Origin of the sequence: uncultured Alteromonas sp., from assembly GCF_963976965.1 — a bacterium.
GTDB classification, from domain to species: domain Bacteria; phylum Pseudomonadota; class Gammaproteobacteria; order Enterobacterales; family Alteromonadaceae; genus Alteromonas; species Alteromonas naphthalenivorans.
On the sequence record NZ_CAXBMP010000007.1, the window covers coordinates 130,396 to 154,827 of the forward strand.

A 24,432-nucleotide genomic window follows, 5' to 3' on the forward strand; every position below is an offset into this window, starting at 1 on the left:
TTTGCGGAAGTGGTGGAATTGGTAGACACGCCATCTTGAGGGGGTGGTGAGCATAGCTCGTGCGGGTTCAAGTCCCGCTTTCCGCACCAACTTTAAAAACCGGCTTTTAGCCGGTTTTTTTGTTTCTAATCCGTTATAAATTGAAGAATTACGACAACCTCGCGACTATAAGTATTGGGGTAATTGGGCTATGCTACTAACTCAATTAGAAAAAGTGAATGCACGTATTATGTATAGATTGGCACGCTGGGAGCGGTAGGTTGCAAATATCACTTCGACAAAGTCTTTTTAGAACGCTTCTTGGCGGGATTTTTATAGCCTCACTCCTCATTGTTGCTGGGGTTTGGAAGTCAGCCAACAACTTAGTTAAACAAAATATTAGTCAAGATATTGCTGTTACCGAAAAGGTGCTGCATAGGCTAATTGAAGATCGCCAAGCTATCATTAAAAGCGTCTCAAACGTACTCCTTCGGTCTTACGATTTTCGCCAAGCAGTGGGGACCTCAGATTTACCCTCTATACAAACTGCATTAGAAAGTTATGCATCGCGAATTAATTCCGATGTGATTGCATTAGTGAATTTAGATCACACCATTGTTGCTTCTCATAGTGCCTTATTTAAACCGGGTGAAACCTCAGAAGCCAGCACCGCTTTGGCTGCAAAGGGCTACGAAAATGGTTTTTTCCTCATTGATGGCTCATTAATTCAGTTGAATCTCTATAAAGTAGAAATTCCGACATTACGTTATTATATGATCATTGGTGTGGAGTTTGATGAAACATTATTACAAGAACTAAGAAATCTTGTTGATGCTGAAATTATTATCACCAATATGAGTGACAATACGCCGATTGCATCAACGCTCTCACCAGAGCAAGTAGAATCAGTGTTAACTAGTGAGCCCACACCTTCTTGGGTCGATGTAACTTTCAAGCAGAAAAACACCTACATAAGCCGTGAAGTTAGCTTAGTGTCGGTATCGGAGCTTCCTGTACGCATTACTATAGCTGTAGACGTGTCAGAGGCTTTTCAGGCGTTTACTAAAATCCAAATAAGTATTTTGGTGTTAACCCTAATTGCAGTTTTAGTGGCGTTAGGGTTCTCAATGCTATTGGCTCGAAATGTCAGCAGTTCTGTTTCCAACCTTGTAAAAGCAGTGAATCGGGTAGCAGGCGGTGAGTACGGCGCGACACTAGATAAACCTTCAAATTTACGCGAAATTAGTGATCTCGCTACGGCAGTAGATAGCATGCAAGAGAGCATTCAACATCGAGAAAAGCATATTCGGTATCAAGCGCAACATGACGTGCTTACTGGCTTGTTTAATCGAAATTATGTTGAAGGCTATTTTGATGGAAAAATGTCTGAAAATGAAAATTTGCAGGTTGTCGCTATTACCACTATAGGTTTTAGAACCACTAACGACCTTTACGGGTATTCTAACGGGGACAACACGCTTAAGGCACTTGCTACGCGTTTGCTTCGTTGGCCTGGTACATCTGCACGTTTAGCGGGGGGAGAAATTCTCTATATTACCGATACCGCGTTAGATGAAAATCAACTCGAAACGTTTAAACACATTTTAGAGCAGCCCGTCGAGAGTAACCTAATCTCCATCCCAGTCAAAGTGGCGATGGCCGTGCTGTCTTGCCCTCAGGATGCCACCAACTCAGAAGAACTATTTCGTAAAGTTAATATTGTTACCGACGAAGCTATTCACTCTAATGCATGGTGTGTGCATTATCGCCCCGAACTTGAGGCTAAGTACGTTAGGCGTTTGACCATTACTACCGAGCTTAAGCGGGCGCTTTCTAGCAATCAAAGCGAACTTTCAATGGTGTATCAACCTAAAATTGATCTCAGCACGATGAAAGTATGCAGCATGGAAGCGCTAATAAGGTGGAACAACAAAACACTTGGCTTCGTACCACCAGATGAGTTTATTACTATTGCTGAACAGGCAGCTCTAATTGAGCAAGTCACGACTTGGGTTATGCAGCAAACCATTGCTGATTTGTCGTACTTTAGGCAGAAAGGTTATGGCTTTACGGTTGCGATGAATTTATCAACTCAAGATATTCAAAATAAGCCGTTACTCGATAAATTGGTTTCTATACTTACCGACGCAGCACTTTCTCCCGATGCCCTAGAGCTAGAAATCACAGAGAGCGATTTGGTGGCAGATGCGTCGCTTGCTATTGAAAACTTAAACGCGTTAACGAGCAGGGGGTTTCACTTTGCTATTGACGACTTTGGCACTGGTTACTCTTCGCTTGCCTATTTGAAGAACCTGCCTGTCGATACAATCAAAATTGATAAAAGCTTTATATTGTCGTTAGCAATCGATGATAACGATAAACAAATAGTGCATACCGTGCTGGGATTAGCCACTGCTTTCGACTTAAAAGTGGTCGCAGAAGGGGTAGAAGACGAGATGTCGCTCAATATTTTGAAAGACTGGGGCTGTGATATTGCGCAAGGTTACTTCATTAGCCGACCATTAGCGAAGGATGCGCTAGAAGAGTGGTTAGAAAATTCACCTTTAGGCGAATAGACGGGAACCGGTAAATTCCTTATTGTTGGCAGTATATATGCATTATAAAAATAAAGCCTGCTCAAAACCGTAAGATATTGCCGTTTGAGTGGGTAAACTGTGAAATTACTTCAAAAACAAGGATATTATTATGGACATTATTCGCATTATACTTTCAATTTTACTGCCTCCTCTAGGTGTGTTCTTACAAGTTGGTATTGGCGCTCAGTTTTGGATAAACATCCTTCTAACATTGTTTGGCTATTTCCCTGGTGTTATCCACGCCGTGTACATTATTGCTAAACGATAGTTAATTTTACTAAGTTTTAGTAAACCAAGTACTAAAAGAAAGGCCAGTCTATGACTGGCTTTTTTGTATCAGTAAGATTTATGTAAAACGCACGCCTAGTGAGGCGCGAGTTCTTTTGCCATTTCTTCTTGGTAAGCGTCGGCAAGTTTATTCTTTTGAGAATCGTTAAGAAGTCGGCCAGCAACTTGAAAAAATTCTTGCTCTTCGTCAGCAAGGTGATGCTCAACTTTTTCTTGGAGAGATTTTAAGTGACGTAGCCACCCGGGTGAGTCCATTTTGGTATCATCCAATTTTTCGATAAGCTCATCAATCTCGTGATGCTCTGCAATACCATGGCGGGTTAAATCTACCGCTTCATCTTTTTTAAGCAGCGGAGAATAAAAATGACGTTCCTCAGCCACTGCATGACTTTCAAGCTGATCCTTCAACTCTTTGTAGTATTCACGGCGAGCAGCGGTGTCTCCGCTGGTCTCAGCGAGTATTTTAAGTAACAATCGTTGCTTCTCATGATCTTGGCGTAGTGCTTCAAAAATTTTCATCGGTAATCCCTCAACTAGTTGTACTGAATATGTGGCGTTAAAAGCACCTTAACTAATGCCAGAAGTGTTCCACTATATTGAGTTCACTAAGTCATTGTAAATGCAGCTTTTAGCGGTTATTTATTATTTCAATACATAAGGAACCGCTTAAATAATGCATTTCTTACATAGGGTTTACAGTAATCTTTACCTAACGCTATTGCGCTATGGATTAACTATTATTTTGCGTGTGGTCGATGCCAGTTAATACTCGTAAACTTGCAGGGTGTGTAGTGATACTAATTTCACTTGCACTGAAAATCTCACCATCGACCGCATAAGATACTTCTTCGTCAAAATAAAGAGATATCGATGGGGTTTGTTTGTGCCTAATACTGTCTGAACTGGTTTTATATTCTTCAGGCCCAAAGACTAGCTCTGCCAAAGAGAGTAATTGTCGGTCGGATGAATCTTGTGGGGTTAGCCAGGTGATATCTAATTTACCATCAGTCACATCGGGTAAATTTCCGCCTTGCGCAAGTGCAGTGGTAATTGGCGCGGCATTAGCGATGACTAAGCTTGGCGTTTCCAAGTGCTGAGATTCTTCATTATCAAATTTCACCTGAAAACTAAGGTTGTCATTTTTTCCTATGGCTTCCCACAGTCCCTTAAGGTAGGCAAACTGTCCGCCTGAGTCTTTCTCACCTCGTCCCGCGGCAGATATCATATGTTCTTCAAAGCCCACTGCAGCAACCAGCAACATCATTCGGCCATTACACCGGGCAGTATCGATATCTGCCGTTTTACCGTCAATAATGACGTCACACGCGGTACTAATAGGAACAATTTTACTGGCATAACCATGGAGTACCTGACAAAGGGCATTGGCCGTACCTAGGGGAATAACCCCTAAAGTGACATTCTTATCGGTAAGGGCATTGGCCACCTCCGTAATGGTACCGTCGCCACCACAAGCTACGATAATTTGTGCCCCATCGGCTAAGGCTTCTTTAGCCAAGACTTCACCGTTTATTTCTTCGGTTGTTTCTTTAACGGTAACTTTGAATTTTTCGTTTAGTCTTGCCAGAATATCCGCTTTTTCAACTTCCCATTTACCTCCGCCGGCAACAGGGTTGGCAATAAGGGTAAGACGCTTAGTTAATGACAAGCTTCCGCCATTCTTTATTTTTTCAAGTGCTGCTAACTGATGTTTATTTAGCCTGGCTGTCGAACGAACCGATTGAATTTTATCCATTGCATCTAGAATGGATAGGGAAGGATCCCTGGCCAGTAGGTAGGCGGCTAGCACTAATACAGAGCGGCCTCTACCCAGTGCACAATGCACAACTACATTCTTACCTTCAACGAGTTGTTGATCTAACCAGTTAATCGCAAGGGTTAGTTGTTCTTGAGTGGGGCTGGTATGGTCAAGAACAGGGATGTTCAAATAATCAAAATCTAATTGATAGGCGGTCCAGTCTAAGCCATCGAATTCGGCAGTAACGTCTAAAATAGCGTTAATATTGTTGTTTTTCAGCATAACAACATGCTGTGAAGACATGCGACAACCTAAATAAAGTTGATCATCAATTTTTTGAAAAGGGGGAACCTTGTCGGTACGTCTTGCATACTCATTGTATAACCAGCTCCCCATTAAGAATGGAACGAAGACCCACCGAATATAAATAGGGATCGAACCATCTTCACGTTTTCTGAACAATGCAGGATAGTTAAGCAAGTAGGCGCTACTAACTGCAATCAGTGAGAAACTGATCCAAGCAAAGATGACAGAGAGCCATAGTGTTGGGCTAAACCACGTTAGCACTAATGCTAAAATTGCGCCGAGTACATAATATTTAACCATCTTCATACTGTTCACATTTCCTTTGTTCAAACATTCAGTTTATTTATACAGTGGTTCCGCCAATTTTGTTTATTACTAATAAGCATCTATGAAGGTAGAATGAAAATAATAATCAAAAATTACATTTTGTTTAAACTTTATAAGTGAACTGGGTGATAGATAGCGCCGTACAGGTTCCATCAGATTTTCCACAGCAGTCAGTATTTACATGAACGGGCGAATTCAATGTCGAACAGTTTCATTATCAAATTGGTAAACTTTTTATGGTTTCAAACCATTTGGTGGTTAGTGGTTTTATACCAAAACACTTTCTTGGTTCTGGGTTTACTGATCGCGTGGCTTATTTATTCACCGTTGCGAAAGTCAGATAGTAAAATAATGATAGCGGTGCTTTTGCTAGGTACTGTGGTGGACTCACTTTTGATGGTGACAGGGGTATTTGGCTTTGAGCGTGGTGCTTGGTTCAGCGGTGGCGCATCTCATTTGATAATACCTATTTGGCTAGTGTGTCTGTGGGCCGCATTAGGAGGGTCGATTCAGCATAGCCTAAGTGCGTTTGCTGATAAGCCATTACTTGCAATGTTTGGCGGTGCAGTCTTCGCCCCGCTCAGTTATTTCGGTGGGCAAAAGTTTGGTGCTGTCACCTTTGGATATTCACCCCTAGTTACGGGGTTAATTTTAGCAATGGTATGGGGGGGAGTATTTCCGGCGTGCTTTTTACTGGCGAAAAAGTTAACGGCTCACCACGAATTGAGCCAAGACCATTAAGCCTAGCCACTCCCTTAATCTGTGATTAAAGGGAGTTAGCGGTTGATTTCGGTTTTAGCAGTTCTTAAACAGGTCTCAAGCAATCCTTAAGGGGCTTTAAAGCGGTATTAGCGTATCGCTTCTACCACATTCTTGCTTCGCGAATGTAAAAACGATGCAATGTCAGACGCCGATTGGCTCTTTTTCAAGTTAATAACCACGGCCACATGGTTTCTTCTAATAGCATGTCTTACCGCTTGCACTATTTCTGAACGGTCTGGGCGCAGGCCAACTAAGCCTGCTACGAACAAACCAGTAAAGATGCCTGGGCTTATCAGCGCGATATATGTAAATAGTGGGTTTTGTTTCGTTAGCTCAGGGCCAAACGAAACCAAAAGAAATGCTGCTAGTATGCCTACAAGAAAACCTACACCACCAAGCAATAAGTGAGAGTGCCACAAATTTTTGCCTATGCTTCTACTCTCTCGTTCTAGCTTCTCACTCGCTTCAGTATCGCTTGCGTCGATAAAGGCAACTTGATCAGTACTGACGTCAGTTGAATTTGCCAGTTGTTGAATGGTTTTTTTTGCCATTAATTTGTTTTCAAATATGGCAGCAACTTGAATTTGGTCTTTTGGCGCTAGAGATGCGCGAAGATTTTCATGATTAGCGGTTTGCATAACTTCTCCGATAAACCCGGTCAATTTATACCTATGCGGTACCCTTCAGCGTTTTTGCCAAAGGCGGGTAAATTCATAACTATTAAACGAATTTACAAATATTCATTTATAACCATTCAAAATGCGTTCCGCTGGCGGGTTAAACTTTAGTCTACATGCTTTCTAAGTGCTCTATTTTTATCTAAGATGTTGAATTTCATGGTTAATATTGCTTTTTGGATAAGGTTAACTTAACTTCATGTCGATAATACTTACCCTAGGTGTATAGATAACATTTTCGCTGTGTTACATATTTACTCACAGTATGAAAATTTGTCTCAGTCTGTAAATTTTGCTTTCAGCGGTTGTGTTACTGCTTACCAATATGAGAGCGCCAAATCATTAACCCATTGTAAAATTTCATCGCTAACCTATTGAATTTAATGGAAGATGTTTTTTAATCGAATTAGTAGCCTCCCCGTGATCTATGGCTATTAGCTGGCGCGTCACCACGCATGTAACTTGCATCTTCCTTTAGCATTAAAAATGGCATTGATAAATTGCCATACTACCAAGCAACCTTGATGTAAGTTTGCGGTACACATTATTCTAAAAGGGAGTTCAGGTGACTATAGGGCAAGTTGTTGAAAGGGATATGCCTCATCCACACCTCACCATTAAGCGGATTGCTTGTGGTAAAGGTGTCTATTATCGTTATACCAGCGGTCGAAAGGTAGAAGGGCAGCGCGTGCTGCGCAGAATCAAATCCCTTGCCATCCCCCCTAACTGGAAAAGTGTCACTATTAGTCGCAACCCTAAGGCAAGTATTCAAGCTATTGGCCTAGATGCTAAAGGGCGAAAACAATATCTCTATCATCCTGATTGGCATAAACAGCAGCAAGCAGAAAAATTCAAACGTCTGGCGGTTTTCGGACAAAAGGTACCTGAGTTTCGAGAATATTGTAGGACACTCGTTAATGGCGAGCAGTGGACAATAGAGCGAGCATCAGCCTTGGTGTGTCTGTTGTTAGATTATACCGGCGTGAGAATAGGCAACGCTCAGTATAGTAAAGAAAATAACACCTATGGCTTAACTACGCTTCGTCGTAAACATGTTCAAGAAGCAACGCTGGAAAAGGTGTCTCTTGAATATTCTGGTAAGCACAGCAAGCGACGCACCATTACTATCGACGATCCTTTATTAGCATCCCTAGTGTGTGAATGTACGCAGCTTCAGGGTTACAGCTTATTTCGATATCAGTTAGCTGACGGCTCGTGGTGTGATATTCATAGTGAAGACGTCAATGCCTTTATTCACGAGCATTTAGGCGACAACTTTAGCTGCAAAGATTTTCGAACTTGGGCAGCCAGTCGATTTGCACTGCAAAGCTTTCCAGAGGTTGATAGGTATTTGCGAGAAGGGCGTAACCGTAAATGGCCTAACTCGTTGAGTTCACATGTGTCAAAAATGCTGGGAAATACCCCTTCTGTTTGCAGGCAGTATTACATTCACCCGAAGTTATATTCTGTGTTTGATGAGAAAAATACGTTTGAGAATTTATTAAAGACACTCGAGCAGGCTAATGAGGAACTTTGCGATCCTATTGAACGAGATTTAAGCACTGAAAAGCTTTTGTTGTCGATTATTTCATCTGAGTGACAATTGGATTAACTTTTAATAATAAATGTTTCTATTGATGCTAATAGTGTACTGGTTGAACGACGTGGAGTACAAAATGTTGCGTTTCACGGAACCGGATAGATGCAGTAAATTCTTTTTTAATCAGTGGCTTGTATGCGGTTTTGAAATAGGTAATGTATGTGAAACCTTTTGGGCTATATTCACGCAGCAAATAGACCTCATAACAAATTGGCTACTATTTAAACTTGAAATCACAGCAGTGATACTTATATAATTAGAGCTCTAATCATTATTGTTCAATTTAAATGTTTGATTCTGAGTTTGGCTCAAGGCTGAAGTCGGAAACAAATGATGCGTGTTATTCAAGCTTTTAACCCTTGTATAGCACTTCGATGGAATGCCATGTCCTTCGAACATCTGAATGATGTAATTTTAACTAACATAGGAGAGCAATCTCACATTATGCCAATTGAAAGTTATATATCGCTGGCTATTTATTTTCTAGCGATGTTGGGTATAGGTCTTTTTGCATATCGTCAATCTACTAGTGATATTTCTGGTTACATTCTAGGTGGTAGGAAGGTTAGCCCTCAAGTTACTGCACTATCAGCGGGTGCTTCTGATATGTCAGGTTGGATGTTAATGGGATTGCCAGGGGCAATGTTCTTAACTGGGTTCGACGCAGTTTATATTGCTATTGGTCTTGTCGCAGGGGCACTAGCAAATTATATATTGGTTGCACCTAAGCTTCGTGTTTACACCGAAGTCGCGGATGATTCCTTAACCGTGCCGGAGTTCTTCGCAAAGCGCTTCGACAACCCTAAAGCAAACGTACGCATCGTTTCAGCTGTCATCATTGTCTTATTTTTTACTTTATATACGTCTGCAGGGCTTGTAGCCGGCGGAAAGCTTTTTGAAAGCGCGTTCTCAGTTGATTATCAGCTTGGACTGTTTATCACATTGGGTGTTGTCGTTTCATACACCTTATTGGGTGGGTTCTTAGCGGTCAGCCTTACTGATTTTGTGCAAGGTTGCATCATGTTTATTGCCCTTGTTCTCGTGCCGATTGTGGCTTTTACCGAGTTCGATAGTGTAAACCAAATGACGGCAGCGGCGTATGAATCAGTACCGGACTTTTCAGAGTCATGGGGTGCACTCACTCTTGTAGGCTTGCTTTCAAGCCTTGGGTGGGGCCTTGGCTACTTTGGTCAGCCTCACATTATTGTAAGGTTTATGGCTATTCGCGATGTTAAATCGGTAAGCACCGCACGAAATATTGGTATGTCTTGGATGCTAGTTACTATACTTGGTGCATTAGCAACGGGTTTTGTAGGGATAGCCTATGCAAATCAATTCAATTTAAGCGTGGACGACGCTGAGACTATTTTCATCGTTTTTTCTCAGTTGCTATTTCACCCGCTTATTAGTGGTTTTTTAATGGCTGCTATTTTAGCTGCCATTATGAGTACTATTTCGTCTCAGTTATTGGTATCGGCAAGTTCGTTAACCGAAGACATTTATCGAGTTGTAGCGAAAAAAGACATCAGCGAAAAAGAGACGGTAACCATCGGAAGAGTTGGTGTAGCGGGCGTTGCCATAGTGGCATTGCTATTGGCGATGGACTCGTCGAACTCCATTCTTTCGTTAGTGAGTAATGCATGGGCTGGCTTTGGTGCCGCATTTGGCCCGTTGGTATTGTTCAGCTTATACAAAAAGGATTTAACACAGAGTGCGGCATTAGCCGGCATTATTAGTGGTGCAGTAACTGTCCTATTTTGGATATACGCACCCGTGTTGGCTGACGGTAAAACGTTAAGCAGTGTTATTTATGAAATTATTCCTGGCTTTGCGGTAAGCACCGCAACCCTTTGGTTGGTATCGCGCGCAGGTGCTGCGCCGTCTGAAAATGTTCAGCGCTTATTTAGAGCAACCAACCAGCAATTAGCAGATCAACAATCTTAAGGTGAATGAAATATTATGAGTCATCCCAATTGGAAACGCGTGGTCATTAAAGTAGGCAGTGCACTAATCTCGCCAAACAAGCAAGGGTGCAGCAGCCACTACTTGCTAAGTATTGCCCAGTTCATCGTGCGTTGTCGGGCAAATGGAACACAGGTAGTGTTAGTGTCTTCAGGTTCAGTCGCCGCTGGAGCACATTTGTTCCCGGATCACGAAAAATCAAATATTGCTGTGAAAAAGGCAATGGCTGCAGCAGGGCAGACAGAAATGATTGCGACCTGGGACAGATTATTCGACTTCCCATCAGCGCAAATGTTGTTAACCCATGCTGACCTGCGTGATAGAGAGCGCTACGTTAGTATTCGTGAAACCATTTTTAGTTTGTTAGAGCATAACGTTCTACCTATTGTAAATGAAAACGATACGGTAACGACCGATAAACTAAAAGTGGGTGATAACGACAACTTATCCGCTATGGTGGCAGCAGCAGCTGACGCAGATGCACTTATTATCTGTTCTGACATTGACGGTTTGTATAACAAAAACCCTCACGATCACGACGATGCTGAGTTGCTTAAGAAAGTAGATACCATAGACGCCAGTATTTACGCCATGGCGGGTGGTGCAGCGGAAGGCGGTGTTGGCACCGGTGGTATGCGCACAAAAATTGAAGCGGCGGAAAAAGCCGTTTCGCATGGTATAGACACATATATTATTAACGGCTTTACCGAACTGTCATTTAACATGTTGCTTGCGGGTGAAAACCCAGGCACACATTTTAGCCCTTACGATAAGCCGATGTTGGAAAACGTGCATTGGATGCGCCATACCTCAAACGCGCAGGGCGAAGTGATAGTTGAGGGAGATTTTGATTCTTCACTGGAAAACCACAGTGAACAACTTACCAGCAGCGAGATAGTTGATGTGAAAGGCGAGTTCTCAGTGGGCGATACCATTTTGGTACGCAAAGCTGATGGCACTAAGCTTGTTAAAGCGAAATCAAACTACAGTAGCTGTTTACTGAATTTTATCGCGAATCAGGAAAACGATGACTTCGCCAGTGAATTTGAAGATAAGACTGGCCCTATCATTTCTGATCAGCATGTAGCCAATTTGGAGAAAGAATGAGCATTATTACAGAATTAGCAAAACAAGCGAAACAAGCAGCCCAAACACTTGCCATCTTAGATGAATCTGAGAAGAACGCGGTGTTAAAGGATATGGCTGCGGCTATTCGTGGAAATAAAGACACGATTAAAGCGGTTAACGAAAAAGAAGTGGCGCGCGCTAAGGAAAATAACCTAGACGATGCCATGATTGACCGCTTGATTTTAGACGACGCCCGCATTGAATCTATGGCAGAAGGCATTGAAGTTATTATTAGCCTTGACGATCCTGTTGGTCGCGAGCGCGTAATTGGCACCCGTCCAAACGGCATTGAAATTAAAAAGATGCGTATTCCATTAGGTGTAGTGTGCATGATTTATGAAGCACGCCCTAATGTAACAGCCGATGCTGGCGCACTGTGTTTTAAGTCGGGTAACGGCGTTATTCTACGTGGTGGTAAAGAAGCACTGGATACCAGTCTAGCCATCGCTGGGCTTATGCAAGACGTGCTTGAAAAGCATAACTTACCAAGAGCATTGGTTACTGTTGTGCCAAATCCAGATCGCGCGCTTATGCAAGAGCTTATGGAACAACGTGACTACATTGACGTTATTATTCCACGTGGCGGCGAAGGATTAATTAACTATGTAACCGAACACTCTAAAGTGCCTGTGATACAGCATTTTAAAGGGGTATGTCATTTATATGTCGATAAAGACGCTGATTTAGATAAAGCGTTGGCTATCTTGTTAAATGGTAAGACGCAACGTACTGGCGTATGTAATGCGTTAGAAGGTTTGGTAGTACATCAAGCTATTGCGGGCGACTTCTTACCTCGCGTTGCCGAAGCGTTTGAGCAACATAAGGTAACAGTGCATGTCAATGAAAAAGGCGCTCAGTACTTTAACAACGCTGACGTTATTAGCGAAGACGCTTACGGCGAAGAGTACTTAGGTTTAGAAATTGCCATTCGTGTAGTGGATGATTTCGCAGGTGCCATTTCTCATATTGCTGACTTTGGTAGTAACCATACTGAAGTTATCTGCACAGAAAACGAAGATAGCGCTAAGAAATTTCAGCGTGCCGTAGACGCCAGTGTAGTAATGGTAAACGCATCTTCACGTTTCTCTGATGGCAGCCAACTTGGTTTAGGTGCTGAAATTGGTATCGCGACTACTAAGCTTCATGCCTATGGGCCAATGGGATTAGAATCGCTTACGTCTGAAAAATACCTAGTGAATGGTGTTGGTCAAATTCGCGAATAAGCGACTAGAAAACTAACACGAAATAGCTTCGTTCAATTTAAGCATAAAATCCCGGCCTTTGTATGGGAATAATCCCACTGGTCGGCATTGTGCCCATCAATAGCATGCTTCATAATAAAGGCGCTGTATTTACAGCGCTTTTTTATTTTCTATCAAATGGTTAACTGGAGCATCTACATGGAAATAGCGATAGACCCAACACAAATGTGGCATAACTTTGTTCAATTTGTGTTGGATTACAAGCTATTGGCCTCGCTCTTTTTAGTGGTATTACTCCACTTTTTCAAGAAGGGCACCCTTCGCCTTATTAAGCGTCGGAGCTCGCGCAAAGGGGAAGATCGACGTAACCAGATTAATATTTTAGAGCAGCTAGGTAATGCATTCATTATTGTGCTGCTGATGATGGTGTGGTCATCTGAAATTCAGAACCTTGCCATTTCAATTGCCGCTTTCATGGTGGCTATTGTGTTAGCTACCCGCGAATTTATTCAATGCTTTATGGGCTTCATTTACTACCTAGGCGCACGGCCATTTAGGGTAGGGGATTGGATCCAGATGAATAACGTCATCGGGGAAGTGGTAGAAATGGATTGGGCAAAAACCGCCTTATTAGAAGTTGACCCTGAAACCTTCAATTATACCGGTAAGCACGTATATGTGCCTAATAGCCAGTTAGTTACTCAGACAGTGCGTAATTTAAACTTCTTACGTCGTTATAAATTGCACTCTTTTAATATTGTGAATGAGCCGACGGTAAATGCCTACAGCTTGTTACCGGCCTTTAGAGCTAGTGCACAAGCGCACTGTGAATACTTTCGTGATGTAGCAGAACGGTATAAAGGCCTTATCGAGCGTCACTTAGAACAAGACTTTATTCAAATTGACCCTGAAGTTGAAATTAAAACCAATGAACTGGCTAAGGTAGTCGTGAAAGTTAGTTTGTTTTGCCCGACAGCAGAGGCACACGAACTTGAACACAAAATGTGTTCAGATTGGCTAAGCCTGTGGTTTGAGGCGCTAGAAAAAAGTGCCTGTCCGCCAAACACTTCGTCTAGCTCTCAATCGCTAGGGGAAACCGTTTAAGTGCCAATCTCGCTTATCGGTAAAGTGGCCTTTTAAAAATTCCATTTGGTCAGCCAATATTCGTCGGTTCACTAAATAGAACCTTTCATACACGTTTGGCCTGAAGGGTACAGCAAGCAAAGGCATGCCCGCTTCCTCAGGGGTTTTGGCCGCTTTAGCATGGTTACAGCGCTGACAAGACGTTGCCACATTAGTCCAGCTATCTTTGCCACCCCGTGAGCGTGGAATAATATGATCACGGGTTAACAGGCTAGGTGAGAAGCGTTGGCCACAATAAAGGCATAAGTAATTATCACGCCTAAACAGATACCGATTGGTTAACGCTATTTTTCCGCTTAAATCTGTGACTTTGCCATCGCAAGCAATAATACTTGATAAGGTTAACTGACTTTGATGGCCGTCATGATCCCAGCCACCTTTAAGCGTAACGGCATCACTGCCTAATTCGAATAATACCTTTTCCTGACAATAGAGTTTTGTAGCTTGCTCAACATGGATCCATTCCTGTGGCATGCCAGCTTTATTTAGTCTGAGTACTAGCATTACATTCCCCTTAGCGCACCGTGTAGGTTTAGTTATAGCATACGAGGTTTTATGTCATTATGATGAAAATACATACAATTTGAACGTATTAATACAAAATTCATCTGGTTATGGTGATATTTACGTTGCGGTGAGTATTTATGCGCTTATTTGTTCAATGTGAACTACATTGTGTAGTGGGTTAATCACAGTGAATACGTGATGTGGACGAAATTACCACAAACCGCAACGAATTCTACGAATAGAAAATTTGTTAATGGTATTAGCGTTAGTTCATCGCTATACTATGCACCGCGATTATAAGCGATAAATAAGATTGAAATTAAAGGACAAATAGTGACTCCTATTACTAAATCATTTCAGTATGGACAGCATACTGTAACACTAGAAACGGGCGTTATCGCTCGTCAGGCCACAGCAGCCGTCATGGCAAGTATGGATGACACCGCTGTATTAGTTACCGTTGTAGGTAAGAAAGAAGCGAAAGCAGATCAAGATTTCTTCCCACTAACAGTAAACTATCAAGAAAAAACATATGCTGCGGGTAAAATCCCTGGTGGTTTCTTCAAACGTGAAGGTCGTCCTTCTGAAGGCGAAACCCTTACAGCGCGTTTGATTGACCGTCCAATCCGTCCATTATTCCCTGAAGGGTTTAAAAACGAAGTACAAGTTGTTATCACGGTAATGTCTGCTAACCCAGATATTCCAACTGATATCATCTCTATGATTGGTACTTCAGCAGCACTAGCCATTTCTGGTATTCCATTTAATGGTCCAATTGGTGCAGCGCGCGTTGGTTACACTGACGGCGAATACATTCTAAATACCCGTGTTGAAGAACAAGCTGACAGCGATCTAGATCTTGTTGTTGCTGGTACTGAAGGCGCAGTATTAATGGTTGAGTCAGAAGCCGATGTGCTTTCTGAAGACGTTATGCTTGGTGCAGTAATGTTCGGTCACGAGCAACTACAAACGGTAGTAACAGCAGTTAAAGAATTTGCTGCTAACGTTAGTATCGACAAGTGGGACTGGAAACCAGAAGCAGAAAACACAACCCTTAAAGATAAAGTGAAAGCATTAGCTGAAGCTGAAATGGTTGCTGCTTACCAAATCTCTGACAAGCTTGCACGTAAAGACGCAGTTACTGCTGCAACTGAAAAAGCTCGTGATGCTATCCTTGCTGAAGACGAGACCCAAGATAAGAAAGAAGTATCAAACCTTCTTCATGATCTTGAGTCTGACGTAGTGCGTTCACGCATCCTTGCTGGCGAGCCTCGTATCGACGGTCGTGATCCTAAGATGATTCGTGCACTAGACGTTGCAACGGGCATTTTACCACGTACTCACGGTTCTGCTGTTTTCACTCGTGGTGAAACTCAAGCTATCGTTGCTGCTACGCTAGGTACAGAACGTGACGCGCAGATGATTGACGAGCTTCAAGGCCGTCGTGACAGCCGCTTCATGCTTCATTATAACTTCCCTCCATACTGTGTTGGTGAAACCGGTATGATTGGTTCTCCTAAGCGTCGTGAAATTGGTCACGGTCGTTTGGCGAAGCGCGGTATTCAAGCAGTAATGCCAAGCGAAGAAGAATTCCCGTACGTAGTACGTATCGTTTCTGAAATTACAGAATCAAACGGTTCATCTTCAATGGCCTCTGTATGTGGTACTTCACTTGCGCTTATGGATGCAGGTGTACCAATTAAAGCTTCAGTTGCTGGTATTGCAATGGGTCTAGTGAAAAGCGACGAAAACTTCGTTGTACTTTCAGACATCCTTGGTGATGAAGATCACCTTGGTGACATGGACTTTAAAGTTGCTGGTACTACCGGTGGTATCACTGCATTGCAGATGGATATCAAAATTGAAGGTATTACTAAAGAAATCATGCAAATTGCCCTTAAACAGGCAAAAGAAGCACGTTTGCATATTCTTAACGTAATGGACGAAGCTATTGGCGGTCACCGCGAAGAGCTTAGCGAATTTGCTCCGCGCATTTACACTGTTAAAGTCGATCAGGACAAGATCCGCGACGTTATCGGTAAAGGCGGCGCAATGATTCGTTCAATTACTGAAGAATCTGATACCAACATCGAAATCGAAGATGATGGTACTATCAAAATCTTCGCAACTGAGCGTGCGAAAGCCGATATTGCTATCAGCAAGATTGAGCAAGTTACCGCTGAAATCGAAGTGGGCAAAACTTACCACGGTAAGATTACCCGTATCGTAGATTTCGGTGCGTTTGTTGAAGTATTACCAGGTAAAGAAGGCCTAGTACATATTTCTCAAATCGCTCACGAGCGTGTTAACAAAGTAACTGACTACCTTACTGAAGGTGCGATGATTGACGTGAAAGTGATGGAAATTGACCGTCAAAACCGCGTACGTCTAAGCATTAAAGAGTTACTTGAAAAGCCTGCTCCTAAGTCTGACGACGCAGAGTAAGGTTTTTATTTGCTAGTTTGCTATAGCGTAGGCTTACGCCTAATCACTATGGCAAAAAGTAGATTTAAGACAAAGATAAAAAATTAGAAAAGGGAGCTTAGCTCCCTTTTTTGTTTTTAAAGAAAGGAGCAACATGGAAAAGCAAACGCAAACTGAAATTGAAGCCGCCGTGTTTCGCCGTTTGGTTGATCATTTAGATGCGAACAAAGATGCACAAAATATCGACCTGATGATTTTGGCTGATTTTTGTCGTAATTGTTTGGCGAAGTGGTATTCCTCTGCCGCTGCAGAGCAGGGTGAAGACATCGATTACGATGCGGCTCGAGAAGTAGTTTACAAAATGCCGTATTCTGAGTGGAAAGAAAAGCATCAACTACCGGCCAGTGATGAACAGCTAGAAAAACTAGCAGCACGTCAAAAGAAATAAACAATAAACCCAGCTAAAAGCTGGGTTTTTCATTGATAAACGTGTAAGTCGTTTTATGTAAGCCGAATCCACAAAAGCCTTATCCACCAAGCGACATACAAAAAACGCTTAACGGAAGTCGCTTCACAAGTATCAAATACATTAAAGACCACTATCCTTGGTAATCTCGCATATCAAGCATGTTTTCGATACCCTCAATCGCTTCATCGGCTATATGAGTAACATAAAGTAGGGTGGTGTGGTTCGAAGCTGCTAAACGTTTTATCAGTGCCAGCACATTGGTGCGATTAATATCATCTAACCCATTGCAGGGTTCATCAAGTATTAACACCGCAGGGTGCTTCACCATGGCGCGCACAATAAGTAATAAACGCTGTTCACCAAAAGAAAGGCTGTTGAACGGTGTGTGTTTGTTATCGGTAAAACCTATAACATCAAGCCACGCATCGGCAATCGCATTTTCAGCGTTGGTCGGCGTGGTATAAAGCCCGATGCTATCGTAGAAGCCAGAGGTCACTACATTGTGAGCGCTGCAATTTACCCGGTACTGCATGTGCAGTGCGTTCGACATAATGCCAATGTGTTGTTTGATATCCCATATGCTTTCCCCTGACCCTCGCTTTATTCCAAATAAGGTTAAATCATTGGTGTAGCAGTGAGGGTTATCGCCTGTAATCATGGTAAGCAAGCAGGTTTTACCCGAACCATTGGGCCCAGATATTTGCCAATGCTGGCCGGGGTAAACCATAAAATCTACATCTTTAAATACGGTATTGTCATCGTACTTAACAAACCCATTTCGAAGCGCAATTAAGGGCGCATCTTTGGCAAAGGTTTTAGACGTTTCGGTGGTAGGTGGCAATGTGGGTTCAGCCGTGTTTAAGCTAAACCATGAAGATAGATGATTAATCAGCGCTTCAGGAGCCATGCTGTCGTCGCTAGACGATACTATTTTTAATGCCTCAACCAAGACTAATTTACATGCCATATTCGGCACGTCACGCACCGTGTTTGCGGTAATCACTAAGGTGGACTGAGTTTGTTGGCTTAAGAAGGTGTTTAAACCTGCTCTTGCGTTTTTATCAAGCCCTTCAAATGGCTCATCAATTAAAATTACGTCTGCATTGCTCACCCAGGCTAGTAACATCAGGATTTTACGTGTTTCACCGGTAGACAGTGAAAGAAAGGCCGTATTAAGTAAATGTTCAACCTGCAAGGCGGTTGATAAGGCTTCGTACGCGCTGTGTTGTTGATAATTAGCGTTTGCTTCGCTTAAAAGCTCATGCACTAGGGTAGGCTCGGCCACAATATCGAGCAGATCCGCACTGTCTTTTTGTTTTTCTTCAAGAATAATCGCTTGCTGAACCGCTACGCTCACTTCAGCAACTGACACATTGCATGAGCGCGTACCCGCTAAGGGCTTGCCACGACCAGCTAATGCCGCCATAAGTAAAGATTTGCCTGCACGGTTTCGCCCAGCAATGAGTACATGCTCACCTTGATTGACGTTAAAAGTAAATGCAGGAGTGGTGAAGTTGTTTTCTAGTTTTACTTGAAAGTTGTGTAGCGATAGCGTGGTCAAAATGCAGACGTTTCAGTTAGCCAGTATTAAATCATTTTGGCGGGGATGACGGGGATATGTCAATGTTAACTAACGGTTTGGTCATAAAGTGGCTGTTGGGATTAAGCTGATAATTGCCAAAAGGCTCGCAATCCTTAAATCCGTTTTTAGCATATAGTTGCCGAGCGGCGTTGAAGTAGCCTTGCGTGCCCGTTTCTAAGCTTAGCGTTTGGTAACCATTTGCTATCGCGAATTCAATCACATAGGTGAGTAACTGTGTTGCTACGCCTTTATTACGAAAAGCTGCAACAGTTCGCATAGATTTCAATTCAGCTTCAGTGCTGCTTAATTTTCTTATAGCGACACAGCCAGCTAGAACATCACTTTGCCATGCGCTAAAGAACGTAATGTTAGGTGGCTTTAACGCTGTAACATCCAAGGCATGCACGCTCTCTGGAGGAGACGTGGCATACATGTCTTTCAAGTGCTCTTCTAGCAGGGCGATAACATCGCCGCTGCTAAGGTCGTCATGTTTAATTTTCATATATAACGTACATTGGCCAACTTAAGTGGTTATTTAAGAAACGTAATACTCAGGGGGTAAACCCATAATTCGCCCTTGTTGGCTTTTATTGCTGCAACAATAGCAAAAATGAAGTTCAGTATGGCGAGTATTACTAAGCCAAACATACCAATAATAATTAACGTGAGCACGCCACAAATAAGTGAGTAAATGAACAAGCTAATCAACCAATTAACGGTGACCTTTCCATGCATATCAATATCTTGGTGCTTATCTTTATTCACAGCCCACATAACGATAGGCAGGATAAACCCTAAACCAGGCACTATAATACTGGTTAACTGGCTAAGGTGAATAAGCATGCAATAGGTGTTAAGTGGCATCCCCCAATACTCTTGAACGCTTCCGGTTTCATTACTAGCTTGATTACTGTTGTTCATATCATCGCTCATACAACTATCCTTGTTTAATTATGATTATTTATATTTATTTGCGTTAACGGCAGTTACTTCGAATTTTTCGAAGGGAATGCCAACATACTCTGTTAAAATAGCAAAATCAACGTACTAGCGAGCTGATTAGTCGCGATACGTATCTGTTTCTATTCGGAATTAGCATTATGAACCAACAGCAGCCAAATAATCCTCTTCACGGGCTTACCCTTGAAAAAATTCTTGTTCGTCTCGTTGAACATTATCAATGGGAAGGCTTGTACTCTGAAATTAGGGTGAACTGTTTTAACAACGACCCTTCTGTGAAATCTTCGCTTAAGTTTTTGCGCAAAACTCAGTGGGCGAGAGACAAAGTAGAAGCGTTATATATTCGTACATTTAGCTAATCTACTCGTGTAATAGGCAAGCTAACAAACAACATCAAAAAGGCTGAGCCTTCTGGCTATCAAAAAGGACTAACCATGGATAACGTTGCGCTTTTCGTTGACGTGCAAAATATTTACTACACCACGCGACAAATTCATAAGTGCAATTTTGATTACAATCAATTTTGGCGCTTGGCTACCGAAGGTAGAAACGTGGTGAAAGCAGTGGCGTATGCTATTGAGCGAGGCGACACAAAACAGCGAGAGTTTCAAAATATACTCCGTGGTATTGGCTTTGAAGTGAAGTTAAAACCTTTCATTCAGCGAGCAGATGGTTCAGCGAAAGGCGATTGGGATGTGGGTATAACGATTGACGCTATGGAGTATGCTGATCTCGCTGACACTATTGTGTTTGCTACAGGAGATGGTGATTTCGATATATTGGCCAGTAAGCTTGTTGATAAAGGTAAAGAGGTGGAAGTGTACGGCGTTCAAGAACTCACTTCGGTTTCTCTTATAAAGGCTGCCAGCAAATATGTTCCTGTACAAGGTGACTTGTTACTGCGTTAGTCTATGTGGGTTAAGCTATGTCATTGTTGCTGATAAAAAATTTATTTTGGCAGTTTTATTGATATCGGTCAGTTTGACTTTCTCTACTAGCGAGTACGCTAGCCTAATCTGAGTAGTAACACGACGAGGGATTATGATTTCTCAGCTTCCTAAGTGGGTAGAGTTCGGCGCATTTATCTTGGCGCTGGTGGCTGGGTATGTGAATGCGATTGGACTACTTGGGTTTGACCATCAATCTGTCTCGCATCTATCGGGTACTGCAACCCTGCTAGGTACTGGTGTTTACCAAGGGTCTCTGCAAAATGCATTTCATCTTGTAGGGGTTTTGCTTTCCTTTCTTGCAGGCGCTTCCATTGCTGGCTTCAAAATGCGTTAGCTACAACCTATAGCGGCGCTATTATTCGCACCACTCACGTTACTGGTATTTTCACCGATTTAGGCATTATGCTTGGGGCCCTGTGCCGAGGGGAAAAGCTAGATACCAGAAAAGCCAAGCTATTCTTGTTAATTATTACCGGTTTCATTTTTGGTGGCACAGCGGGGGCAATTCTGTTTGGCATGTTTCAGTTCTTTTCGCTTATTGCGCCAGCTGGCGTATGCCTAGTGATAGCGATGATTTACAACGTCTATTTGCGAAAAGCGGTATAAGTGAAACATTGGCAAAGGTAAACACTAAACGAGGCCGCTGACATTAGCGGCCTTGTTTTGGTCTATTTTAAAGGTTATTTATGCGCTAGATGTGGCTTAACAGCACCATAATGGATACAAGCAAGTACTGGACATGCAAGTAACACAGACAAACCAAAGGTGTGTGGCGCAAAATAAATAACCAAGGTGTTTAGTGCAGCTAACATGGCGAAAGCACTAGGCTGTGCAGAAACAATCGAAAAGGTTGTTGCCATACTTTGTTTAAAAGTGCGTTTAGCTATTAACATTAGTGGTGCAACAAACAGAAATAGCATAATAAATGGCACTGCCGATGAGAATAGTAAACCTAACGTTTGGGCGCTTATATCAATAAGCTTTTGGAATAAAAGCAAATCTACGCCGCTACTACCAAGTAGTACCCAAGAGAACAAAAGCTGACTTAAAAACGGTAGCAAAAGGAGAGGGCTAATAAGTAGAAATTTTCCCCACGACGCATTGCTTATTGCAGAGAACGACCATACTTTCCCTTTTGTCGCCAAGTTATGAATGCATAGCCAAGTAGCGCCAATAACAGGCACCATTATCCATTTTGAAAGCATTATGGACATGGGTGCTGCTAGTAGGGGATCAGGTATTAGTTGCGCAGGTAATAGCTGTATAATACCTTCAATAATTAACGGGCTCAGCATAAGAACAAATAGTGAAAAAGGGGCTTGCTTAAATAATTGCCACCCTTGTTGAAGCCACGCCTTGTTATCTAAACGCCCTGTATTTTTCCCATAGGTATTGTTTTCGTATGTTTTGGGGGCTTGTAACGCTAACTCATTTTGATTGCCTGAAGTTTGTGCCGTCATCGTGATTCCCTATATATGCTTTGGTGATTATTAATTAACCTTCAAAGCTATAGTCACGGGCAAAAAATAAAAATTACAAAATGATTGGAAAATAATCTAATTAAAGTCGAAAATGCCTTTAACGCTATGAAATATTTGGCTTTATTTTATCTTTTTACTCTAGAAGTTATTCATAAGGACGTGTTAATGAAAGCGATGGCGAGAATAGCTATTCTTTTCAATGTACTTTTAGTGGTTTCGTGCACTGACAGCCCTCAGCAAGCAGACGCGACATTTGAACCCTACCAGCGAACAGCAACTTACACCTCAAATGCTAGCCCAGTGGTACTGGTTGATGAATCTCACCACAATTTTCTCACCATCAATAATCGCTTCAAACCCTTTGCTCAGGTGTTACTAAGCGACGGAGTCACGGTTGATTCAAACAAGGTAAGTTTCAGCCAACAGGCCCTTAAAAATGTGGATATTCTTGTTATCGCCAATGCCCTTGATAAAAAGCGAAGCAATTGGCAACCCCCTTTTAACCAAGCGCTGACTAATGATGAAGTATCTGTTGTTATTGAATGGGTACGAAATGGCGGCTCACTTTTTCTTATTGCCGATCACGCCCCTTTTCCGAAAGTCATAGAAAGCCTAGCAACAGCGTTGGGCTTCACTTTTACTAATGGCCACGTCAAAGCAACACTATTTAGCAAGGCCACGGGTACGCTGATTAGCCATGAAGTAACCTATGCACATGAAAATACTAAGCAAGATGATAATTCTAGCGCTAATGCTAATGCTAATGCTAATTCTAATTCTGAAGCCAATCCAGAAGCCAAAACCCCAAACCATGTCGAACTTCCTGTATTTATGCAAGAAAGTCAAAATGGCGCATTCACATCAGTATTAAATAGTCAATTGCACGTAAAAGAAGTGATACAAGTTAAAACTTTCGGCGGCGCTGCCTTTTTACCACCAGAAGGGGCCACTTCACTGTTAACCCTTGGACCACGTACTGTATCTATTGAGCCAGAAGTTCCTTTTGAAATAACGTCTAGCACACGTCGAAGAGCCATTGAAGGGTGGAGTCAAGGTGCCTTGTTGAAATTGGGTAAGGGGCGGGTTGCAGTGTTTTCTGAAGGCATGATGTTTTCTTCTCAAATCGATACGCGTACAGGAGATAAACATGGTATGAGGTCGGTAGGAGCTGAACAAAACGAACGATTTTTACTTAACATTATTCATTGGCTAGCAGGTTAAACAGAGCTGACAAAAAAGTTGAGTGGCGCATAGATGCAAACTCAATGTCAGCTCTGTAATCGCTATCAGGACAGTAGCATTAACGCGTTAATTCTTGTCTAATGATTTCGGCACCTGCACTCAATGCGTTGAGTTTTCCGCGTGTTACATGTTGTGATAACGGCACCATGCCACAGTTAGTACAAGGGTATAGTTTATCAGCATCAACGAACTGTAAGGCCTTTCTTAGGGTATTAGCGACTTCTTCTGGTGTTTCAATAGCATTGGTGGCTACGTCTATAGCACCAACCATCACTTTTTTCCCACGAAGCAGCTCGATTAGTTCCATGGGAACCCGAGAATTTTGACACTCTAGCGAAATAAGGTCGATAGAGGACGATTGCAGTTTTGGAAAAATCTCTTCGTATTGTCTCCATTCATCACCTAATGACTTTTTCCAATCGGTGTTGGCTTTAATCCCATAGCCGTAGCAGATATGTACGGCAGTTTCACATTTTAACCCTTCAGCTGCGCGTTCAAGTGCCGCAATGCCCCAGTCATTCACCTCATCGAAAAATACATTAAAAGCAGGTTCATCAAACTGAATAATATCAACGCCTGCAGCTTCCAACTCTTTGGCTTCTTGGTTTAATATTTTCGCAAATTCCCAAGCAAGCTTTTCGCGACTTTTATAGTGGCTGTCGTAAAGGGTATCTACCATCGTCATGGGGCCGGGAAGTGCCCATTTAATTGGTTGGCTAGTTTGTTGACGTAAAAACTTGGCATCATCGACAAAAACGGCTTTTTGACGAGTAACCTCACCAACCACCATAGGCACACTGGCATCATATCTGTCACGGATTTTTACCGTTTTACGCTGCTGAAAATCAACACCGTTTAAATGTTCAATAAAGGTGGTAACAAAATGTTGGCGAGTTTGTTCACCATCGCTAATGATATCAACGCCAGATTGTTGCTGATTGAGTAACGACAAGCGTAAGGCGTCTTGTTTGCCCTGAGTCAGTTCATCACCCTCTAATTTCCAAGGTGACCAAAGTGTTTCAGGTTGCGCTAGCCAAGACGGTTTAGGAAGGCTGCCGGCAATTGAAGTAGGTAATAATTTTTTCATAAT

At 42.4% G+C, this 24,432-nt stretch carries 22 protein-coding genes, 1 tRNA gene and 1 pseudogene; 15 read left to right on the plus strand and 9 right to left on the minus strand.

The features are described from left to right. Window positions 1-3 precede the first annotated feature (3 nt). The 3 genes from AAC006_RS08115 (at window position 4) to AAC006_RS08125 (ending at window position 2,844) form a co-directional block, all read left to right on the plus strand. Window positions 4-89, plus strand: a tRNA-Leu gene (locus tag AAC006_RS08115). Between the two features lie 171 nt (window positions 90-260). Beyond that, a complete protein-coding gene (locus tag AAC006_RS08120; RefSeq protein WP_126872232.1) occupies window positions 261-2,555 on the plus strand; it encodes a GGDEF domain-containing protein in 2,295 nt (764 codons plus the stop codon). Window positions 2,556-2,685: 130 nt separating this feature from the next. Continuing rightward, a complete protein-coding gene (locus tag AAC006_RS08125; protein WP_013784353.1) occupies window positions 2,686-2,844 on the plus strand; it encodes a YqaE/Pmp3 family membrane protein in 159 nt (52 codons plus the stop codon). Between the two features lie 95 nt (window positions 2,845-2,939). Here the strand turns inward: AAC006_RS08125 and AAC006_RS08130 are convergent, their stop codons facing one another. Both AAC006_RS08130 and AAC006_RS08135 read right to left on the minus strand, forming a co-directional pair. Continuing rightward, window positions 2,940-3,383, minus strand: coding sequence for a hemerythrin domain-containing protein (locus AAC006_RS08130; RefSeq protein WP_126872233.1), 444 nt, complete (start codon window positions 3,381-3,383; stop codon window positions 2,940-2,942). Window positions 3,384-3,594: 211 nt separating this feature from the next. After that, entirely contained in the window at window positions 3,595-5,232 is a 1,638-nt protein-coding gene (locus tag AAC006_RS08135; protein ID WP_126872234.1) for a diacylglycerol kinase family protein, read from the minus strand. A gap of 219 nt (window positions 5,233-5,451) precedes the next feature. Between AAC006_RS08135 and AAC006_RS08140 the strand changes: the two genes are divergently transcribed. Continuing rightward, the gene (locus tag AAC006_RS08140; protein WP_126872235.1) at window positions 5,452-5,994 is read left to right on the plus strand and encodes a DUF2878 domain-containing protein; all 543 of its coding nucleotides are present in this window, start codon (window positions 5,452-5,454) and stop codon (window positions 5,992-5,994) included. Between the two features lie 107 nt (window positions 5,995-6,101). On the opposite strand, the gene AAC006_RS08145 is transcribed toward AAC006_RS08140, so the two are convergent. Beyond that, a complete protein-coding gene (locus tag AAC006_RS08145) occupies window positions 6,102-6,653 on the minus strand; it encodes a hypothetical protein (protein ID WP_126872236.1) in 552 nt (183 codons plus the stop codon). Window positions 6,654-7,257: 604 nt separating this feature from the next. Here AAC006_RS08145 and AAC006_RS08150 point away from each other — a divergent pair. The 5 genes from AAC006_RS08150 to AAC006_RS08170 all read left to right on the plus strand — a co-directional run bounded on the left by AAC006_RS08150 (window position 7,258) and on the right by AAC006_RS08170 (window position 13,688). Further along, window positions 7,258-8,292 (plus strand): DNA topoisomerase IB, encoded by a 1,035-nt coding sequence (locus tag AAC006_RS08150; RefSeq protein WP_126872237.1) that lies wholly within the window; start codon window positions 7,258-7,260, stop codon window positions 8,290-8,292. A 444-nt stretch (window positions 8,293-8,736) separates the two neighbouring features. Beyond that, entirely contained in the window at window positions 8,737-10,236 is a 1,500-nt protein-coding gene (gene putP, locus AAC006_RS08155; RefSeq protein WP_126872258.1) for a sodium/proline symporter PutP, read from the plus strand. A gap of 15 nt (window positions 10,237-10,251) precedes the next feature. Beyond that, window positions 10,252-11,361 (plus strand): glutamate 5-kinase, encoded by a 1,110-nt coding sequence (gene proB, locus AAC006_RS08160; RefSeq protein ID WP_126872238.1) that lies wholly within the window; start codon window positions 10,252-10,254, stop codon window positions 11,359-11,361. Continuing rightward, the gene (locus AAC006_RS08165; RefSeq protein WP_126872239.1) at window positions 11,358-12,605 is read left to right on the plus strand and encodes a glutamate-5-semialdehyde dehydrogenase; all 1,248 of its coding nucleotides are present in this window, start codon (window positions 11,358-11,360) and stop codon (window positions 12,603-12,605) included. The genes proB and AAC006_RS08165 overlap by 4 nt, the downstream gene beginning before the upstream one ends. 177 nt (window positions 12,606-12,782) lie before the next feature. After that, window positions 12,783-13,688 carry a mechanosensitive ion channel family protein gene (locus tag AAC006_RS08170; protein ID WP_126872240.1) on the plus strand — a complete coding sequence of 302 codons (906 nt, stop codon included), beginning with the start codon at window positions 12,783-12,785 and terminating at the stop codon, window positions 13,686-13,688. Here the strand turns inward: AAC006_RS08170 and AAC006_RS08175 are convergent. After that, window positions 13,671-14,231 carry an HNH endonuclease gene (locus AAC006_RS08175; protein ID WP_126872241.1) on the minus strand — a complete coding sequence of 187 codons (561 nt, stop codon included), beginning with the start codon at window positions 14,229-14,231 and terminating at the stop codon, window positions 13,671-13,673. The two genes, AAC006_RS08170 and AAC006_RS08175, sit on opposite strands and share 18 nt — an antisense overlap. A gap of 336 nt (window positions 14,232-14,567) precedes the next feature. On the opposite strand from AAC006_RS08175, the gene pnp reads away from it, so the two are divergent. Both pnp and AAC006_RS08185 read left to right on the plus strand, forming a co-directional pair. After that, window positions 14,568-16,679 carry a polyribonucleotide nucleotidyltransferase gene (pnp, locus tag AAC006_RS08180; protein ID WP_013784342.1) on the plus strand — a complete coding sequence of 704 codons (2,112 nt, stop codon included), beginning with the start codon at window positions 14,568-14,570 and terminating at the stop codon, window positions 16,677-16,679. 133 nt (window positions 16,680-16,812) lie between these two features. Beyond that, window positions 16,813-17,106, plus strand: coding sequence for a DUF1244 domain-containing protein (locus tag AAC006_RS08185; RefSeq protein ID WP_013784341.1), 294 nt, complete (start codon window positions 16,813-16,815; stop codon window positions 17,104-17,106). Between the two features lie 151 nt (window positions 17,107-17,257). Here AAC006_RS08185 and AAC006_RS08190 read toward each other — a convergent pair whose 3' ends face one another. From AAC006_RS08190 to AAC006_RS08200, 3 genes are read right to left on the minus strand one after another with little or no spacing between them, the layout of a single operon-like run. Further along, a complete protein-coding gene (locus AAC006_RS08190; protein WP_126872242.1) occupies window positions 17,258-18,688 on the minus strand; it encodes an ATP-binding cassette domain-containing protein in 1,431 nt (476 codons plus the stop codon). A gap of 31 nt (window positions 18,689-18,719) precedes the next feature. Then, window positions 18,720-19,211: a GNAT family N-acetyltransferase gene (locus AAC006_RS08195; protein WP_126872243.1), complete on the minus strand. Its 492-nt coding sequence runs from the start codon at window positions 19,209-19,211 to the stop codon at window positions 18,720-18,722. A gap of 29 nt (window positions 19,212-19,240) precedes the next feature. After that, on the minus strand, window positions 19,241-19,642 hold the full coding sequence (locus tag AAC006_RS08200; protein ID WP_013784338.1) for a DUF4870 domain-containing protein: 402 nt from the start codon (window positions 19,640-19,642) through the stop codon (window positions 19,241-19,243). Between the two features lie 167 nt (window positions 19,643-19,809). Here AAC006_RS08200 and AAC006_RS08205 point away from each other — a divergent pair, with 167 nt between their 5' ends. The 3 genes and pseudogenes from AAC006_RS08205 to AAC006_RS08215 all read left to right on the plus strand — a co-directional run bounded on the left by AAC006_RS08205 (window position 19,810) and on the right by AAC006_RS08215 (window position 21,225). Further along, window positions 19,810-20,028 carry a VF530 family protein gene (locus AAC006_RS08205; protein WP_013784337.1) on the plus strand — a complete coding sequence of 73 codons (219 nt, stop codon included), beginning with the start codon at window positions 19,810-19,812 and terminating at the stop codon, window positions 20,026-20,028. 75 nt (window positions 20,029-20,103) lie between these two features. After that, entirely contained in the window at window positions 20,104-20,577 is a 474-nt protein-coding gene (locus tag AAC006_RS08210; protein WP_126872244.1) for an NYN domain-containing protein, read from the plus strand. Window positions 20,578-20,710: 133 nt separating this feature from the next. Beyond that, window positions 20,711-21,225 (plus strand): annotated as a pseudogene (locus tag AAC006_RS08215) (YoaK family protein). Between the two features lie 74 nt (window positions 21,226-21,299). On the opposite strand, the gene AAC006_RS08220 reads toward AAC006_RS08215, so the two are convergent. Continuing rightward, window positions 21,300-22,079, minus strand: coding sequence for a hypothetical protein (locus tag AAC006_RS08220; RefSeq protein ID WP_013784334.1), 780 nt, complete (start codon window positions 22,077-22,079; stop codon window positions 21,300-21,302). A 186-nt stretch (window positions 22,080-22,265) separates the two neighbouring features. On the opposite strand from AAC006_RS08220, the gene AAC006_RS08225 reads away from it, so the two are divergent. Then, window positions 22,266-23,321 carry a DUF4350 domain-containing protein gene (locus AAC006_RS08225; protein WP_260563436.1) on the plus strand — a complete coding sequence of 352 codons (1,056 nt, stop codon included), beginning with the start codon at window positions 22,266-22,268 and terminating at the stop codon, window positions 23,319-23,321. A gap of 79 nt (window positions 23,322-23,400) precedes the next feature. On the opposite strand, the gene AAC006_RS08230 is transcribed toward AAC006_RS08225, so the two are convergent. After that, on the minus strand, window positions 23,401-24,429 hold the full coding sequence (locus AAC006_RS08230) for a methionine synthase (RefSeq protein ID WP_013784332.1): 1,029 nt from the start codon (window positions 24,427-24,429) through the stop codon (window positions 23,401-23,403). Window positions 24,430-24,432: the final 3 nt, after the last annotated feature.